The sequence below is a fragment of the Bacillus sp. FSL R5-0397 genome, assembly GCF_038593395.1.
GTDB lineage: Bacteria > Bacillota > Bacilli > Bacillales > Bacillaceae > Bacillus > Bacillus altitudinis.
In genome coordinates, this window is sequence record NZ_CP151992.1 from 1,829,773 (window position 1) to 1,847,799 (window position 18,027).

The following is an 18,027-nucleotide window of genomic DNA, read 5'->3' on the forward strand; positions in this document are numbered from 1 at the left end:
ATGAGCTCTTCTTCTGTGAAAGAAAAATTTCAAGTGTCCCCTTTTTTTGTGTTTTTTCTGATCAATGCCAATCAAGTTGGTGTTGGTATTTTAAATTTCCAGACGAATCTTGTCCGGACGATTAATAATGATGGGTGGATCGCCATTTTAATTGCTGGTGCAAGCGTCAATTTGATGATTTTCCTCATTTACTTTTTGTTTAAAAAAGCACCTACTGACGAATTTAGTGACATTACGCAATCTGTGTTTGGTAAATGGCTCGGACAATTCATCAACATTCTCTACATTTTGTATTTTTCTTCATTGTCTTTGATTGTGCTTGTTCATTATATGGATGTGATCCATGTTTGGCTGTTTAAAGAAATTCCTGGTCTTTTATTTGCATCAGTGCTGCTCATCCTCGTCTATTACATTCACACAGGCGGATTTAGAACAATCGCTGGTTGGGCATTCTTTAGCATTGTCCTAACGTACTGGATGACCTTTATCTGCTTTTATGTCATGAAATATAGTCACATCCGCTTTATGTTCCCAATGTTTGATCATTCATTTTCACAACTCATGATGGGGGTCAAAGATGCCTCTTTATCCATGTTTGGTTTTGGAACATTGCTTGTCTATTATCCCTTTATTAAAAAAGCACAAACGTCGCAAAAATTTGCACATATGGGAGTGTTGCTAACGACATGCCTGAATTTGCTTGTATTTCTCGTCTCTATAGCGTACTACTCAAGTGCTCAGCTCGAACTAACGAAATGGCCGACATTGACATTAACCAGCATTGTCAAACTTCCGTTTATCCAGCGCTTTGAATTTATTGAAGTGTCGCTATGGCTTTTGCTTATCGTTCCAAATATCGCTATTCCATTATGGGCAGCCAGCAGAATGGCAAAACAAGTGTTTCACACGAGCCAGCGCACCACGTTAATAGTTCTCAGCCTTCTCATTCTCGTCATGTTTTCATTTTTTATTAGAGCTACCTCATTTGAGACATTTAATAAATGGGTGGAATATAGCGGATACATCCTCGTCTATGGATTGATTGGATGTATGATCATTGGGCTGCTGCTGAAAAAAAGGTGGGTGAAAAAACGAACATGAAACATTCTATTCTGATATGTATCATGTTATTGAGTCTTTTCTTAACGAGCTGTGCACAGCCTCGTCTCTTAGATGAATTAAGTATCTCGCAGGCGGCGGGATTTGACTTATTGGAAGATGGAGAAATGAAGGGCTTCTTTGTTTTCCCTGTTTTTAAAAGCGAAGAACAAGGAAGCTATCAAATTGTAAGTGCTAAGTCAAATACCATTAGTAATATTCAATTTCTTGTTTCGGAAAAATCGCCTTTCCCCGTTGTCATGGGACAAGTACTCGTGATTTTAATAAGTGAAAAGCTGGCGAAAGAAGTGGGTATGATTGATTTGATGAATTACATCTATCGTGATCCGATCATTGGGTCACGACAAGTATTTGCCATAGTAGACGGAGAAGTTGAAGATTTATTGCATACAAAAATGAATCAAACCAACTTAAATATCGGTGTATATCTTTCAGATTTACTGGCTCAAAACATGCGAAACGGCAATCAACCTGTGACCAATCAGCATATTTTTATGAATCAGATGATGGCAAAAGGCGTGGATGCCTACCTCCCTTACATTAAAAATACAAGCAACTCTATTAAAGTGTCAGGTGTCGCTCTTTTCGATCAAGAAAAAATGGTTGGGCATATTCCAGGGGAAGATACGTTTACGTTTAAAGCGATGATTGAAAATCATAAAAATGGGATTTATGAGTTTCGATTTAATGATAAAAAGAAAACCCATGTTGTTATTGAAAATATCAAATCACATGTGTCTTATCACATTAAACCAACTGAAAACCTTGCAAAAAAGCCTCATATCACCATTGATATCAAGCTGAAAGGTGAGTTAAAAGAATTCATGAAATCAAAAAAAATCGATACGCCTTCTATCTTGCAGCATGTTGAAAAAGAAGTGGAGAAGCGTGTGGCCCAGCAAGGGCAAGACCTTGTTCAATCCTTTAAAAAGCAAAAAATTGATCCACTTGGACTTGGTTTGAGATATCGCTCTAAAGATAAAGCCATGACACCGGAGAAATGGCAAAAACTCTACCCTGATGCAGATGTCCAAGTGAATTGTCATATGAACATTGTCCAAACGGGTGTCAGCCAATAAAAAAGACTGTATGAAAAGGTTCTCCCTTCTCGTACAGTCTTTTTTAATCTTCATCTTTTACGTCCGGGTCCTCAGGGATTGGTTCATTTAAGATGTCTTGAATGAGCTCTTTATATTGTTCTAGCTGTTTCATATGGGTTTGAAACTGCCCTTGATAAATGAGATACGATTCCCCGTCAAATACGTAACGAATCTTTTTTTGCTGGATTAATTTTTCAACATATGCTTCTGATACTTCTAAGTATTCAGCTGTTTCTCCAATTGTTAAATACATGCATGTGCACCACCGTTCGTTTCATCTTACAAATTATATCACGAGCTGGTGAAAAAACAGATATCGCTTGTTCATGTTTTTTTCATCTTTTCTTCACTGATTCGTCAACTCGCTTTTGTACAGTATTCATACACCCACTCAAACACTAGGAGGTGATGATCCTTCGCATGACAAAGAAAAATATTCGGACCTATGCCACATTTTTAACTGTAGGCGCAAGCAATACGATGATTGACTTTCTGTTCTTCTTTTTTTTCACTGCTTTCTTTGTTCCCTCTTTTCTTGCACAGTGCCTGTCCTATACAGCAGGAATGCTGAACAGTTATGTTTGGAATCGAAAATGGACGTTCCAAGTAAAAAAGAAAGCGGACAGGTGGGAATGGATCAAGTGGGCCACAGTCAACGGCGCAGCGTGTCTCCTCACCTATGTTGTCTTATATGTCATGCAGCAAGCAGGTTTCTCATTATTCATTAGTAAAGCGATTGGTACCCTTCTTGGCATGATGATCACTTTTACTGGAAGCCGCCTATGGGTGTTTCCATCAGAAAACAAACGATCAGAAATGGAGCGATGATTCAATGAACATCAAAAAAGCCGTTATACCAGCAGCCGGATTAGGCACACGTTTTTTACCCGCAACGAAAGCACAGCCAAAGGAAATGCTGCCGATTATCGACAAACCCGCCATTCAATACATAGTTGAGGAGGCTGTTCAATCAGGCATTGAAGATATACTGATTATCACAGGAAGAAATAAAAAATCGATTGAAGATCACTTTGACCGTTCGATTGAGCTAGAACAGAATTTGCTTGAAAAAGGAAAAAAAGAACAGCTGGCTGAAATCAAACATATTGCGGATATGGCAAATATTCATTATATTCGTCAAAAGGAGCCCTTAGGTCTTGGACATGCGGTATTATGTGCACGTCATTTTACTGGCAACGATCCTTTTGCGGTGCTTTTAGGTGATGATGTCATGGTGTCAGAAAGACCTGCACTCTCTCAGCTCATGGAAGTCTTTGAAGACAAACAAAGAGAGGTCATTGGCGTCCAGCAAGTGGATCGTCTAGATGTCAGTAAGTATGGTATGATAAGACCAGCTAGAGTAGACGGTCAAGTGTTTGAAGTCACAGACTTAGTGGAAAAGCCAGCTATTCATGAAGCTCCTTCCGATTTAGCCGTGATGGGCAGGTATCTGTTAACACCATCGATTTTTCCTATTCTACAAGGAATCGAGAGAGGTGCTGGGAACGAAATCCAGCTGACAGATGCCCTGAAAATCATTGCACATGAATCACCCATTTATGCAAAACAATTAGATGGGATGAGATTTGACGTTGGTGATAAGCTGGGCTCATTTAAGGCAGCGGCTGAAATTGGATTGATGCGTCATGATATGCGGCCAGCCATGCTAGCATATATGCAAAGCATACTCATGAGAGAAGCAAAACAAGCATAGGCTCTTATAAGGATGCTTGAAGAAAATTCGTATTTAAAGGCAGAGTGAAATGAATGGGAACCTTGTTTAATGAAATTTTAACCTGGCTGACAAGCCTTGGTTACGCAGGTGTTGCACTTGGACTGATGATTGAAATTATTCCGAGTGAAATTGTACTTGCCTACGGCGGATATATGGTGTCAACAGGAAGCATTGGATTTGTTGGAGCCGTCATCGCTGGGGTTATTGGAGGAACACTTGCCCAGTGCTTTATTTACTGGATCGGCCTTTATGGCGGAAGACCTTTTTTAACAAAGTATGGGAAGTATTTATTCATCCATGAGCATCACATTGCCACGGCAGAACGCTGGTTTGACCGATATGGAACTGGTGTCGTATTTACAGCTCGTTTTATCCCAGTCGTGCGCCACGCGATCTCAATTCCAGCTGGTATTGCAAAGATGCCATTTCTCAAATTTGTTCTTTTGACCGGATTAGCCGCCATCCCTTGGTCCATCCTATTTATTTATCTTGGAATGCAACTTGGGACAAAATGGGACCACATTCAAAGTGTCGCTCACACGTATACAACACCAATTATGGTCATTGCTATCGTTCTCATCGTACTGTATTTCGTTTTGAAAAAAATTCGCACAAATCGAAAACGGACAATCTAACGAAAACGCCTTTCACTCGTCATGTGAAAGGCGTTTTTTCTATGCGTGCGTCGATTGTTTTTTCATATATTGAGATAATTCCATAATCATTGCACCCATTCTTTCAAGTGAAGGGGCTAGAATGCGGCTTATCCCCTCTTCTTTTAAAGCTTCAGCTGTGACTTTTCCAACAGCTACAGCTAATACATGCTGCTCGAATAGATGTTGCAGTTCTTCTTTTTTGTCCCATTCTTCTGCTAGTTTGAAAAAGGCATGAACCTGAACAGCGGTTGTAAAACAAACGGCATGGACCTTCCCTTCTTTCATTTCTTGAAGCAAAGTGTCCGCCGCCTCTGGTTCAGGGGGCGTGTGCTGATATGGCATGAGCTGCAAAACGTCTGCTCCCTTGTGATGTAAAAAATCAATGAGAGCTGGTGCATTTTCGCCGTGAAGCTGCACCATGACCCGTTTACCTTGAAGTTCTTTGTCTTCTAACTTTGAAATGAGGTCACGAACGGTTCCATCTTCATCAGAAACATCTGGCTGAATGCCGTGTTTTTTTAGAGCCGCGAACGTTTTGTATCCTCTTGAAGCGATATGGGCACTTGATAAAATGTTCATAAAAGCTTCTCCAAGCTGCAGCTCTTCTGCACTTTCAATTAATGTGTCTGTGCCGATACCCGTTGTTAAAATGACCCAGTCAGCTCCCTTCTTTACAAAGGTTTCTATGCCTGGCTTCAATTCCTCTTTGGCTAAAAATACAGTGCCCTGAAGAGAACGAATAACAGCTTGTCCTCCTTGCTTTTCAACAAGTGTACGCATTTCTTCTGTTTTTCTTGTTCCGCATATGGCAATGGTCTTTCCAGCTAAGCCTTTACTCATTCTCATCCCTCTTTTTCTATCACATGTATGATGTATTGTATTAAATATAGATTTATTTGGAAGACGTTGCAAGTGTCTACTAAAAAAGAGCTTGACGTTTCTATCGAATTCGAGTATCTTTTGTAAGTGCAAATTGTAGGAGGTCATTATGGAAAAACAGAATGTTCAAGCAATTCGATTATCAATCGCAGACCCAACACCACTTGGTTTGTTTGGTTTAGCAATGGTGACGCTTGTTGCGTCTTCACAAAAACTAGGAATCACAGATGGCACATCCCTTATTTTACCTTGGGCTATCTTCCTTGGAGGAATCGCGCAGCTGATTGCGTCCATACAAGATTCAAAGCATCATAATATTTTTGGAGCCACTGCCTTCGGCGCATTCGGTCTTTTTTGGATGGGCGTTGGAACCACTTGGCTCATTCAAGCGGGCGTTTTTGGGAAAACGCTTGCGGGAGCTGCGGACCCAAAACAACTAGGTTTTGCTTTTATTGGTTATTTGATTTTCAGCTTATTTATGACGATCGGTGCAATGGAAACACATAAAGTATTGTTTTTGATTTTCGTCTTTATTGATTTCTTATTCATTGGCCTGTCCCTAAGCTCGTTTGGTGTGATGTACGATGTGACTCATACGATGGCTGGTATTGCAGAATTGATTATTTCTCTTCTTTCATTTTATGGTTCTGCAGCTGTTGTGCTGAATACACATTTTGGTCGTACAGTACTGCCAGTTGGACAACCATTTCGCGTGTTTACTAAAGCATAAATAAAAAAGAACTGCTCTTGGCAGTTCTTTTTTTATTCTTATTTTTCTTGTTCCTCTTGAAATATCTCTGCAATGATTTCATAAGAACGCATTCTTTCTTGATGGTCAAACATATCAGAATTAATCATGACTTCATCTGCTTGAGTCGCCTCAATAAAGGCTTCTAACTCTTTTTTCACCTTTTGTTTATCCCCGATCATCGTCGAACTTAATTGTTCGTCCACCATCGCCTTCTCATAAGGACTCCACAGCCCATCCATACTTTCAACAGGGGCTTTGAGTTTTCCTGGTGTATTGCGAATGAGGCTCAAAAACCGCTGATAATGAGACGTCGCCAAATACTCAGCCCGCTCTGTTTGATCAGCAGCAAAAACCGTCACACCAACCATCGCATAAGGTTTTTTTAACACATCTGAAGGTTGAAATGACTGTCTGTATAATTCTAAAGCAGGAATGGTATTTTTAGGGGAGAAATGTGCCGCAAAGGCAAATGGCAGTCCCAATTCTCCTGCAAGCCTTGCACTAAAACCACTTGAACCAAGAAGCCAAATTGGTATATCCAATCCTTCTCCCGGAACGGCTCTTACATGTTTTTTGACCTGACCAGTCGGTTTGAAATATTGCCGAAGTTCTTCAAGCTGCTCAGGGAAATCCTCTCCATTATGAAGATTACGTCTAAGTGCCCTTGCCGTTAACTGATCTGTTCCGGGTGCCCTGCCTAGACCTAAATCAATTCTCCCTGGATACAAAGTCTCCAGTGTTCCAAATTGTTCTGCAATAACGAGTGAAGAATGGTTTGGAAGCATAATCCCCCCAGAACCAACCCGGATCTTTTCAGTCCCTCCAGCAATATGTCCAATCAAGACGGATGTTGCTGAACTCGCAACCCCTTCCATATTATGATGCTCCGCAAGCCAATATCTATGGTAGCCCCACTTCTCAGCTTTTTTTGCTAAATCCATACTATGTTCAAATGACTCTTTGATTGTGCCACCTTCTGTTACAGAGGATAAATTTAACACGGAATATGCTGCACGTTGTAAAACTGATTGACTCATACATGATGCCCCATTTCTATCAAAAATCATACTAGTTTCATTCTTTCAACACCATAACATAAAACGATTTAACTTTTAAATGATTTGATTCGATGATTTTCGAAATGATGAATTTTCTAGGTTTTACTTCCGATTTAAAAATTCGTACATAGAATGAAATATCAATTTTAGGAGATGGGCAATTTGTACAATCAATTCGATCACAAATGTCCCTTTTGCGGTAGATATCATGAGCAGCCTCATTACAAAAGATCACGTCATGACCGTCCTCAAAGAAGAGACTGTCCTTTTATTAAACAAGAACATTCAAAACAAAACAGACCTCAAGGGGATCCGTCTTGTGCAAAAGGAGAAAAACAATCAAAAATAATTCAAAGGGTTGGACGAAGAGGCCCAGCAGGTCCGGTTGGGCCTACCGGACCAACCGGACCTGCTGGCGGATTAACCGGTGTCCTCCCTTTTAACCCCTCACAATCACAAGATTACGAGGCTGGTCAAGTTGTCACGTATAATGGCAGTACTTATATTGCTAAGGTAGATGCTCCCTCAGGAATACCTGGACTTTCCCCCGACTATACCCTTTTGGCGGCTTCTGGGAAAACTGGCCCAACTGGCCCTACAGGGGTAGGATTAAGTGGTATTGAAACATATGATCCAGAAAGAGCATCAATGTATTCAGTCGGTCAAGTGGTCACTTATGAAGGTGGTACGTATATTGTGAACTCTGCTCCACCTTTAGGTACGCCAGATACGTCCCCGGATTATACGCTTTTGGCAGCACCTGGTGCTCCAGGTTCTACTGGAGTAACGGGCAGCACTGGAGCTACAGGAATTACTGGTGCAACCGGACCTACTGGGGCAACGGGAATCACAGGTGCAACTGGATCTACTGGTGCTACAGGTATCACAGGTTCAACCGGACCTACTGGCGCCACTGGTATCACAGGTTCAACCGGAGCTACTGGTGCTACAGGTATCACAGGTGCAACTGGACCGACTGGGGCCACGGGTATCACAGGTTCAACCGGAGCTACTGGTGCTACTGGTATCACGGGTTCAACCGGACCTACTGGTGCTACTGGTATCACAGGTTCAACCGGAGCTACTGGTGCCACGGGTATCACAGGTTCAACCGGATCGACTGGTGCTACTGGTATCACGGGTTCAACCGGACCTACTGGGGCCACTGGCATCACAGGTTCAACCGGTCCGACTGGTGCTACTGGTATCACGGGTTCAACTGGAGCTACTGGTGCCACTGGAATCACAGGTTCAACCGGACCTACTGGTACTACAGGTATCACAGGTTCAACCGGTCCGACTGGGGCAACTGGTGTGACGGGCAGCACTGGACCAACTGGTCCGACTGGAGCTACGGGAATCACAGGTTCAACCGGACCTACTGGGGCCACTGGAATCACGGGTGCAACTGGAGCTACTGGGGCCACTGGCATCACGGGTGCAACTGGAGCTACTGGTGCCACGGGTATCACAGGTTCAACCGGACCTACTGGTGCTACTGGTATCACAGGTTCAACCGGACCTACTGGTGCCACGGGTATCACAGGTTCAACCGGATCGACTGGTGCTACTGGTATCACGGGTTCAACCGGACCTACTGGGGCCACTGGCATCACAGGTGCTACCGGACCTACTGGTGCTACAGGTATCACAGGTGCTACCGGTCCGACTGGGGTCACTGGTAGCACAGGTTCAACTGGAGCTACTGGTGCCACTGGTATCACAGGTGCTACCGGTCCGACTGGTGCTACTGGTGCTACAGGAATTACAGGTTCAACCGGTCCGACTGGTGCTACTGGTATCACAGGTGCTACCGGACCTACTGGTGCTACAGGTATCACAGGTTCAACCGGAGCTACTGGTGCCACGGGTATCACGGGTTCAACCGGACCTACTGGTGCTACTGGTATCACAGGTTCAACCGGACCTACTGGTGCTACTGGTATCACAGGTTCAACCGGAGCTACTGGTGCCACGGGTATCACAGGTTCAACCGGATCGACTGGTGCTACTGGTATCACGGGTTCAACCGGACCTACTGGGGCCACTGGCATCACAGGTTCAACCGGTCCGACTGGTGCTACTGGTATCACGGGTTCAACTGGAGCTACTGGTGCCACTGGAATCACAGGTTCAACCGGTCCGACTGGTGCTACTGGTGCTACAGGAATTACAGGTTCAACCGGACCTACTGGGGCTACAGGTATCACAGGTGCTACCGGACCTACTGGTGCTACAGGTATCACAGGTTCAACCGGTCCGACTGGGGCCACTGGTGTGACGGGCAGCACTGGACCAACTGGTCCGACTGGTGCCACTGGCAGCACGGGTGCAACTGGATCTACTGGTGCCACGGGTATCACAGGTTCAACCGGACCTACTGGTGCCACTGGTGTGACGGGCAGCACTGGACCAACTGGTCCGACTGGAGCTACGGGAATCACAGGTTCAACCGGACCTACTGGTGCTACTGGTATCACGGGTTCAACCGGACCTACTGGTGCTACAGGTATCACAGGTTCAACCGGAGCTACTGGTGCCACGGGTATCACGGGTTCAACCGGACCTACTGGTGCTACTGGTATCACAGGTTCAACCGGACCTACTGGTGCTACTGGTATCACAGGTTCAACCGGAGCTACTGGTGCCACGGGTATCACAGGTTCAACCGGATCGACTGGTGCTACTGGTATCACGGGTTCAACCGGACCTACTGGGGCCACTGGCATCACAGGTTCAACCGGTCCGACTGGTGCTACTGGTATCACGGGTTCAACTGGAGCTACTGGTGCCACTGGAATCACAGGTTCAACCGGACCTACTGGTACTACAGGTATCACAGGTTCAACCGGACCTACTGGGGCCACTGGTGTGACGGGCAGCACTGGACCAACTGGTCCGACTGGAGCTGGAGCTACGGGAATCACAGGTTCAACCGGACCGACTGGTGCTACTGGTATCACAGGTTCAACCGGACCTACTGGGGCCACTGGCATCACGGGTTCAACTGGAGCTACTGGGGCCACGGGTATCACAGGTGCTACCGGTCCGACTGGTGCTACAGGTATCACAGGTGCTACCGGTCCGACTGGTGCTACTGGTATCACGGGTTCAACTGGAGCTACTGGTGCTACAGGAATTACTGGGGCAACCGGTCCGACTGGTGCTACTGGTGCTACAGGAATTACAGGTTCAACCGGACCTACTGGTGCTACTGGTATCACAGGTTCAACCGGACCTACTGGGGCTACAGGTATCACAGGTGCTACCGGACCTACTGGGACCACTGGCAGCACGGGTTCAACTGGAGCTACTGGTATCACAGGTTCAACCGGACCTACTGGGGCCACGGGTGTGACGGGCAGCACTGGACCAACTGGTCCGACTGGAGCTACGGGAATCACAGGTTCAACCGGTCCGACTGGTGCCACGGGTATCACAGGTTCAACCGGACCTACTGCGGCCACTGGCATCACGGGTTCAACTGGAGCTACTGGGGCCACGGGTATCACAGGTGCTACCGGTCCGACTGGTGCTACTGGTATCACAGGTGCTACCGGTCCGACTGGTGCTACTGGTATCACAGGTTCAACCGGTCCGACTGGTGCTACTGGTATCACAGGTGCTACCGGTCCGACTGGTGCTACAGGTATCACAGGTTCAACCGGTCCGACTGGTGCTACTGGTATCACGGGTTCAACTGGAGCTACTGGTGCTACAGGAATTACTGGGGCAACCGGTCCGACTGGTGCTACAGGTATCACAGGTTCAACCGGACCTACTGGTGCTACTGGTATCACAGGTTCAACCGGACCTACTGGTGCTACTGGTATCACAGGTTCAACCGGACCTACTGGTGCTACTGGTATCACAGGTGCTACCGGACCTACTGGGACCACTGGAATCACGGGTTCAACTGGAGCTACTGGGGCCACGGGTATCACAGGTTCAACCGGACCTACTGGGGCCACTGGTGTGACGGGCAGCACTGGACCAACTGGTCCGACTGGCGCTACGGGAATCACAGGTGCAACCGGTCCGACTGGTGCTACAGGTATCACAGGTTCAACCGGACCTACTGGGACCACTGGAATCACGGGTTCAACTGGAGCTACTGGGGCCACGGGTATCACAGGTTCAACCGGACCTACTGGGGCCACGGGTGTGACGGGCAGCACTGGACCAACTGGTCCGACTGGCGCTACGGGAATCACAGGTTCAACCGGTCCGACTGGTGCTACAGGTATCACAGGTTCAACCGGAGCGACTGGAGCCACGGGAATCACAGGTGCAACCGGTCCGACTGGTGCTACTGGTATCACGGGTGCAACCGGTCCGACTGGGGCTACAGGAATTACAGGTTCAACCGGAGCGACTGGGGTCACTGGTAGCACAGGTTCAACTGGAGCTACTGGAGCTACTGGTGCCACGGGTATCACAGGTTCAACCGGTCCGACTGGTGCTACAGGTATCACAGGTTCAACCGGATCTACTGGGGCCACTGGAATCACGGGTTCAACTGGAGCTACTGGGGCCACGGGTATCACAGGTTCAACCGGACCTACTGGTGCTACTGGTATCACAGGTTCAACCGGAGCTACTGGGGCCACTGGCATCACGGGTTCAACTGGAGCTACTGGGGCCACGGGTATCACAGGTTCAACCGGACCTACTGGTGCTACAGGTATCACAGGTTCAACCGGATCTACTGGTGCCACGGGTATCACAGGTTCAACCGGTCCGACTGGTGCTACAGGAATTACAGGTTCAACCGGATCTACTGGTGCCACGGGTATCACAGGTTCAACCGGACCTACTGGGGCCACTGGTATCACGGGTGCTACCGGTCCGACTGGGGCCACTGGTGTGACGGGCAGCACTGGACCAACTGGTCCGACTGGCGCTACGGGAATCACAGGTTCAACTGGAGCTACTGGTGCCACGGGTATCACAGGTTCAACTGGAGCTACTGGTGCTACAGGAATTACAGGTTCAACCGGACCTACTGGGACCACTGGCATCACGGGTGCAACTGGATCTACTGGTGCCACGGGTATCACAGGTTCAACCGGACCTACTGGGGCCACTGGTGTGACGGGCAGCACTGGACCAACTGGTCCGACTGGCGCTACAGGTATCACGGGTGCTACCGGACCTACTGGAACAGGTGGTTTTACGGATACAGCACTATATGCTGCTAATAGTTCTGGTCCTACCATTGTTACTGTAGCCTCGGGAACGAATATTCCATTGCCGAACTTTCAAAACATTACCGGTTTTACAGCAAACGGCACAAGTACGGTTTTTACCGTTCTGCAAACAGGTAAATATTATATTACGTATCAAGTCAACACCACTACAGCACTTTTGATTAATACGCGTTTGCTGTTAAATGGAACAAATACTATTTCTGGTTCTGTTCAATCACCTACTATCTCTACTTCATTTATTAACAATACTGTCATTGTTAATTTAACAGCTGGTAATACTATTTCACTGCAGTTTTTTGGAGTGGTTGTCACAGCTATATTAGTTGGCGGTGGTGGTGCGGCCGGAGCAACCTTGACCATCATACGGCTCAGTTAAGCAAAAAAAGAAAAAAGAAAGGCTTTTCAGCCTTTCTCAGACCGTAGACAAACCCCACCTTTACTTCAAGTAAAAGTGGGGTTTTCACTTATTTTGATAAAATTGATCAGTTGCTTTACGCTGGACATGGCTCTTTCCATGTCCAGTTTGCTAATTTCTTAAGATTCATGGCAGCAAAAGTAAGCATCGCCTGCATCGAAACTTTTTTCAATCCTCGAAGTTTCGTCCATCGCATTCCATGCTTTTCTTTTGCATCCGCAAAAACGCGTTCAATCGTTTCTTTCCGTTTTGCATAGATGTTCTTATTCATTTCAGTGAGTCTCAGATGGTCTGCTTCGTCTAGGTAGTCCTGCCAAATATGTCGGTGAATCTGTTTGGTGTGATTTTGACTTTGTGTACAGTTATCTAGAAACGAGCAGGATTTACATACCTCTGAATCGGACGCATATTGCTTATATCCCTCTCTAGTCGTTGTACGATAAGAAAGAATTTGCCCGTTTGGGCAAATGTAACAATCAAAATGTGCGTCATATACGTATTCATTCTTTTTCAAGTAACCAGCTTTTGTTCTCGGGCGGGTGTAAGGCATGACAGGTCTTATCTCTTGATCCATTAAAAACTTGGCGATATATGGTGTTTTATATCCAGCATCTACTGCGACTACATTGGGTTTTCCGACTTTCTTTGTCACCTTTGATACGAGTGAATCTAACATACGACTATCATGAACATTTCCACCAGTGACCAGTGATCCTAAAATAAATCCTTTTGAATCACAAGCCGTATGAAATGAATAAGCAAATAACTTTTCACGTTCATCCTTTACATAGTAGCCACTCTCTGGGTCAGTTGTACTGACCTTGATTTCTTTTTTCTCTTTCTTATTCTGTAGGGGTAACGGCTTTTTTCCATGTTCCTCACGATCAACATTGATCTCCTCATGAAGCTGATTTTGATAACTTCTCGTTTCTACTCGAACAATTTTCTTTTCAAGTTTTTTCTTATTGGCGTTTGCTTTTACATGAGTTGAGTCAATGAAAGCGATAGATGGATCAACGAGACCTTTTTTCATCGCTTCTCTTAAGATTCGATAAAAAATTTGTTCGAATAAATCTGTATCATGAAAGCGTCTCACGTAGTTCTTACCGAAGGTAGAAAAGTGCGGAATTTTCTCCGAAAATCCATATCCAATAAACCAACGATAAGCCACATTAGTTTCAATTTCTTTAATGGTTTGACGCATAGAGCGAATGCCAAATAGGTATTGGATCAAAACCATTTTAATAAGAACAACGGGATCCACACTTGGTCTGCCGTTATCAGAACTATAATGATCTTTGACAAGATCATAAATGAAATCAAAATCGATCGCTTGATCAATTTTCCGTACAAGATGATCTTCAGGCACTAATTCATCTAAGGCCACTACTTCTAATTGATTTCTTCTTTCTTCTTCACGTTTCGATAACATGTTCATCCCCCACAGAAATGTGTTATTGCCCTTATTATACAAAAAAGCGTGTAGACTTTGTCTACACGCTGAGAAAGGCTTTTCAGCCTTTCTTTTTTATGTCTTCTATAACTTTTATACAATGTTCGATATCATTAGATTGTAAGAGGTGAAAAATAGATTGGATGACGGTAAACTCTAAATTCCACCATTCTAACAACTGAAGTTTTTCAATGATATCAGAAGAAAACCGATATTTCATGAGCCGCTGTGGGTTCCCTGCGACAATCGCATATGGAGGCACATCTTTTGTAATCAGACTATTTGCTCCAATGACTGCCCCGTTTCCTATCTGTACCCCTGACATGATTGTTGCTCCATATCCAATCCAAACATCGTGCCCTATACACACATCCCCTTTTGATCGTGGATGTCCTTCAATGTGGGCAGCATCTGTGAAAATTTGATTGAAGGGATATGTGGTGACCCAATCTGTTCGGTGTTCACCACCAAGAAAAACTTTTACTTCGTTTGCGATGGAACAAAACTTTCCTACATTCAGCGTTGTTCCTTCTCCCCACGTCAAGACTTGAAAATCTGGTCCAGCATAAGTGAAGTCACCGATATCATATGAACTGAGCTCACTTCTTTGGTTTAAAAACATAGAAGATCAGACCCCCTACAAAGTAATCGATCTTCGTATATATATGCCAGATGATAGGCTCACATTATGATTGGACAAGTGCAACGATCTGCTTTTTCTTCCATACCAGTCGATAATAGCCGTATTGGAGCAATAAGTTTACAAAAAAGGCTGCCGGATATCCTATCCAGATTCCTTTGATCCCAAGCGATGTATGATGTGATAGCACATAAGCCACTGGTACTTCAACAAGCCAAATGGAACAAATACTAAAGATGGTCGGCCATAGAACTGTGCCACTTGCTCTCATTGTGGCTGCAACGATTTGTGCTGTTCCGAAAATGAGATAGCTCCATAGGGTAATCACGACCAAACTATATGCAATGTCAATCGTTGCAGGATCTGTTAAAAAGATAGATAAAATTTGCGGTGCGAAAATATAGACGAAAATAATAATCAATCCGCCTATTGCAAAGTTTAGCCCCAGCCCAATTTTAATGACATCCTTCAAACGATTCATGTTTCCTGCGCCAATGAATTGTGCGGCGAAGATAGAAACCGCAATACCAAGGCTCACTGCAGGCATCTGTACATAACTTACGACTTGATTGACAACGCCATAAGCTGCGGTCGCCTGTGATCCATAATCGTTGACAAAAGAAATGACAGCAATTTCTGATAAAGAAATGAGAATCATATTAATACTAGAAGGGATACTTAACTTTAATAGCGTTTTTAATAAATCCCCTTTCATCAATAAATGCTTTCTAACCGACGCATCAATGCGCAGCGGGTGTTTTGTTTTATAAAGATAGATATGAAGAATGATAAACGTAACGATTGTAGAAATCACAGAAGAATACGCAGCACCATATAAACCAAATGCCGGTAAACCAAGCCAGCCGAATAATAAAATTGGCAGCAATAAAATATTGGTTCCTGTACTAATCATTAAGAAATAAAATGGTGTTTTTGAATCTCCTGTTCCTCGTAAAAAAGTTGTATAGACAAAATAAAGAAATAAGATGGGCATGGAGATGAATAGGATTCTGGCATATGCCGCACTTTCCTCCACAATATTTGCAGGTGTCCCCATCAGATGTAAAATATCTGTGGCAAAAAAACCTCCAATGACAGCTAAAGAAAGTCCGATTAAAAAGGTAAACGAAAGCGTTGTACCGATAATTTCCTTTAACCTCTGCTCATTTTTTGCTCCGTATGCTTGTCCAATCAGGATCGAGCTCCCTGATCCAATCCCAATGGAAAAAGAAACAAGTAAAAAGAAAAGTGGAAAGAATGCAGAAATCGCAGCTACTGCATCCTCTCCAATCCATCTACCGACAAGCACAATGGAAACAAGCTGTCCAATTGATTGCAAAATATTGCTTAATAAAAGTGGAATTAGAAAGATCGACATGGTTTTTACTAAAGATTGATTATTATCTAACGTCATGATGGTTCTCCTTCTCTGTCTAAAGATCCTCAGCTAACATGCTGACAATGCGGTCTTCTATCTCTTTTCCTTTTTCGTCATCAACGAGATGATTCAATAAGATGGAAAAAGCAAGCGTTTTTCCACTCTGCGTTTCAATATATCCAGATAGTGTGCTGACCGTTGATAGCGTACCTGTTTTTGCACGCACTTTTTCTAGTGTAGCTGGTTCTTTCAATCTATTTCTTAATGTACCTCCCACCATACGCTCACTTGCCCCAGCTAACGGAAGTGCATGGACATAGGTGTTAAACCATTTTTCCTTTTGAATGTTTGTCAAAAATAACGTGAATTGATTTGCAGAAACAAGGTTAATCGGTGATATGCCTGATCCGTCTCTCAACACAGTCATGGATGGATCTATGCCAAAGGCAGGAAGACGTTCATTCAGCACGTCAAGCCCTTTGTCAAAACTCCCTTTGTTCTTTACCCGCTTCCCAAGTTCTTTTAACAGAATTTCTGCATGTGTATTGTTGCTTAATTTCATCATCGGAACAAGAAGATCGGATAAAGGCATTGATGAATGGGAAGCGATTTTTTTCGCTTTTTTAGGAACTTGTTTTGTTTTGAGTGGTCCTTTCAGCTGAATCCCCTCAGCCTTTAATGCTCGTTTCATTAAGTCTAAAGCATACGTTGTCGGTTCCCATAATGCGACCCATTGTTTAGACGAGGATGCTTTTAGCGGAATCGTCCCAGTCAGTGTAATTTTGTTTGTACCGTGAGAGCGTTTAAAAGATATTTTCTTCTTTCCACCTTCTGGCACAGTTTGCACTTGATTGACAACTTGAGCGACGTCAGTCTTCGGGATCATCTCATAGCTGGCCTTCTGCCCTGCTTTCTTTCCCGGCTTAACTTCGAGAATGATCGTTCCTGCATCATAATCCTCATTCGGTGAAGCAGTAAGAGCAGATATTTGAGCGCCGTAATATTGATCTTCATCACTCCACGGCAGATCGATGGAATACCTTGTGTCATCAAACCAAGTATCATCTGCTGCAAGCTGTCCACGAATCGTATGTATTCCGGCCTTTTTGACTTGTTTGGCTAATACGGCAAAATCGCTTTCTAACAATGTCGGGTCTCCAGTGCCTCGGAGATAAAGATTGCCGTGCAATGTTTTTTTGTGAATTGAACCATCTATCCAAACGTCTGTTGGAAAAGTGTGTGTTTCACCCAGTAGATCGAGTGCGATAGCAGATGTGAGTAATTTCATATTAGAAGCAGGAGTCAGACGGATGTCCGCTTGATGTTCATAAAGAAGAGAAGTGTCAGAAGTATCGCGTACGCTGATGCCAGCAATTGCGCCCTCTAAATCAGGTGCTGTTCGAATGAATTCGTCTAAAGAAGTGATCCATTTTGATTGATCATCATGAGCCGTTAGTTGTTCATCTTTCACTGAAAAAGGGAGAAATAACATCGACAAAATACATAGTTGTAAAAACATGACCTGTGAGAAACGTTTCACGCAATCCCTCCTTTTTAGAAAAGCAGCCAAATTTAGCAGATTATGTTCATTATACACAAAAGAACGTTTGTTCTCAAAGGTTTTTTAAACAGA

14 protein-coding genes are annotated in these 18,027 nt (G+C 44.4%); 7 read left to right on the plus strand and 7 right to left on the minus strand.

Features of this window, described 5'->3' with window-relative positions; translation table 11 throughout:
* Positions 1-1,101: a GerAB/ArcD/ProY family transporter gene (locus NSQ70_RS09225; protein WP_144626609.1), complete on the plus strand. Its 1,101-nt coding sequence runs from the start codon at positions 1-3 to the stop codon at positions 1,099-1,101.
* The gene (locus NSQ70_RS09230; RefSeq protein ID WP_326116689.1) at positions 1,098-2,198 is read left to right on the plus strand and encodes a Ger(x)C family spore germination protein; all 1,101 of its coding nucleotides are present in this window, start codon (positions 1,098-1,100) and stop codon (positions 2,196-2,198) included. Before NSQ70_RS09225 ends, NSQ70_RS09230 begins: the two co-directional genes overlap by 4 nt.
* A gap of 43 nt (positions 2,199-2,241) precedes the next feature.
* Here the strand turns inward: NSQ70_RS09230 and NSQ70_RS09235 are convergent, their stop codons facing one another.
* Positions 2,242-2,472 (minus strand): excisionase family DNA-binding protein, encoded by a 231-nt coding sequence (locus tag NSQ70_RS09235; RefSeq protein ID WP_008346618.1) that lies wholly within the window; start codon positions 2,470-2,472, stop codon positions 2,242-2,244.
* Positions 2,473-2,627: 155 nt separating this feature from the next.
* On the opposite strand from NSQ70_RS09235, the gene NSQ70_RS09240 reads away from it, so the two are divergent.
* From NSQ70_RS09240 to NSQ70_RS09250, 3 genes are read left to right on the plus strand one after another with little or no spacing between them, the layout of a single operon-like run.
* Complete coding sequence (locus tag NSQ70_RS09240; RefSeq protein WP_342502580.1) at positions 2,628-3,047, plus strand: GtrA family protein; 420 nt, start codon at positions 2,628-2,630, stop codon at positions 3,045-3,047.
* A gap of 4 nt (positions 3,048-3,051) precedes the next feature.
* On the plus strand, positions 3,052-3,933 hold the full coding sequence (gene galU, locus NSQ70_RS09245; RefSeq protein ID WP_061419301.1) for a UTP--glucose-1-phosphate uridylyltransferase GalU: 882 nt from the start codon (positions 3,052-3,054) through the stop codon (positions 3,931-3,933).
* Between the two features lie 53 nt (positions 3,934-3,986).
* Positions 3,987-4,589: a DedA family protein gene (locus NSQ70_RS09250; protein WP_007499192.1), complete on the plus strand. Its 603-nt coding sequence runs from the start codon at positions 3,987-3,989 to the stop codon at positions 4,587-4,589.
* A gap of 39 nt (positions 4,590-4,628) precedes the next feature.
* On the opposite strand, the gene NSQ70_RS09255 is transcribed toward NSQ70_RS09250, so the two are convergent.
* A complete protein-coding gene (locus NSQ70_RS09255) occupies positions 4,629-5,450 on the minus strand; it encodes a uroporphyrinogen-III synthase (RefSeq protein ID WP_058337187.1) in 822 nt (273 codons plus the stop codon).
* A gap of 148 nt (positions 5,451-5,598) precedes the next feature.
* Here NSQ70_RS09255 and NSQ70_RS09260 point away from each other — a divergent pair, with 148 nt between their 5' ends.
* Entirely contained in the window at positions 5,599-6,219 is a 621-nt protein-coding gene (locus NSQ70_RS09260; protein WP_007499188.1) for a GPR1/FUN34/YaaH family transporter, read from the plus strand.
* Between the two features lie 38 nt (positions 6,220-6,257).
* Here NSQ70_RS09260 and NSQ70_RS09265 read toward each other — a convergent pair whose 3' ends face one another.
* Complete coding sequence (locus NSQ70_RS09265) at positions 6,258-7,277, minus strand: LLM class flavin-dependent oxidoreductase (protein ID WP_331831931.1); 1,020 nt, start codon at positions 7,275-7,277, stop codon at positions 6,258-6,260.
* A 174-nt stretch (positions 7,278-7,451) separates the two neighbouring features.
* On the opposite strand from NSQ70_RS09265, the gene NSQ70_RS09270 reads away from it, so the two are divergent.
* Positions 7,452-12,884 (plus strand): hypothetical protein, encoded by a 5,433-nt coding sequence (locus NSQ70_RS09270; protein WP_342502581.1) that lies wholly within the window; start codon positions 7,452-7,454, stop codon positions 12,882-12,884.
* A 115-nt stretch (positions 12,885-12,999) separates the two neighbouring features.
* Here NSQ70_RS09270 and NSQ70_RS09275 read toward each other — a convergent pair whose 3' ends face one another.
* The 4 genes from NSQ70_RS09275 to dacB all read right to left on the minus strand — a co-directional run bounded on the left by NSQ70_RS09275 (position 13,000) and on the right by dacB (position 17,934).
* Positions 13,000-14,355: an IS1182 family transposase gene (locus tag NSQ70_RS09275; RefSeq protein WP_024719428.1), complete on the minus strand. Its 1,356-nt coding sequence runs from the start codon at positions 14,353-14,355 to the stop codon at positions 13,000-13,002.
* A gap of 82 nt (positions 14,356-14,437) precedes the next feature.
* Positions 14,438-14,998, minus strand: coding sequence for a CatB-related O-acetyltransferase (locus NSQ70_RS09280; protein WP_072368391.1), 561 nt, complete (start codon positions 14,996-14,998; stop codon positions 14,438-14,440).
* Positions 14,999-15,062: 64 nt separating this feature from the next.
* Complete coding sequence (locus NSQ70_RS09285) at positions 15,063-16,430, minus strand: MATE family efflux transporter (protein WP_035703202.1); 1,368 nt, start codon at positions 16,428-16,430, stop codon at positions 15,063-15,065.
* A 19-nt stretch (positions 16,431-16,449) separates the two neighbouring features.
* Positions 16,450-17,934 (minus strand): D-alanyl-D-alanine carboxypeptidase/D-alanyl-D-alanine-endopeptidase, encoded by a 1,485-nt coding sequence (dacB, locus tag NSQ70_RS09290; RefSeq protein WP_342502582.1) that lies wholly within the window; start codon positions 17,932-17,934, stop codon positions 16,450-16,452.
* Positions 17,935-18,027 lie beyond the last annotated feature (93 nt).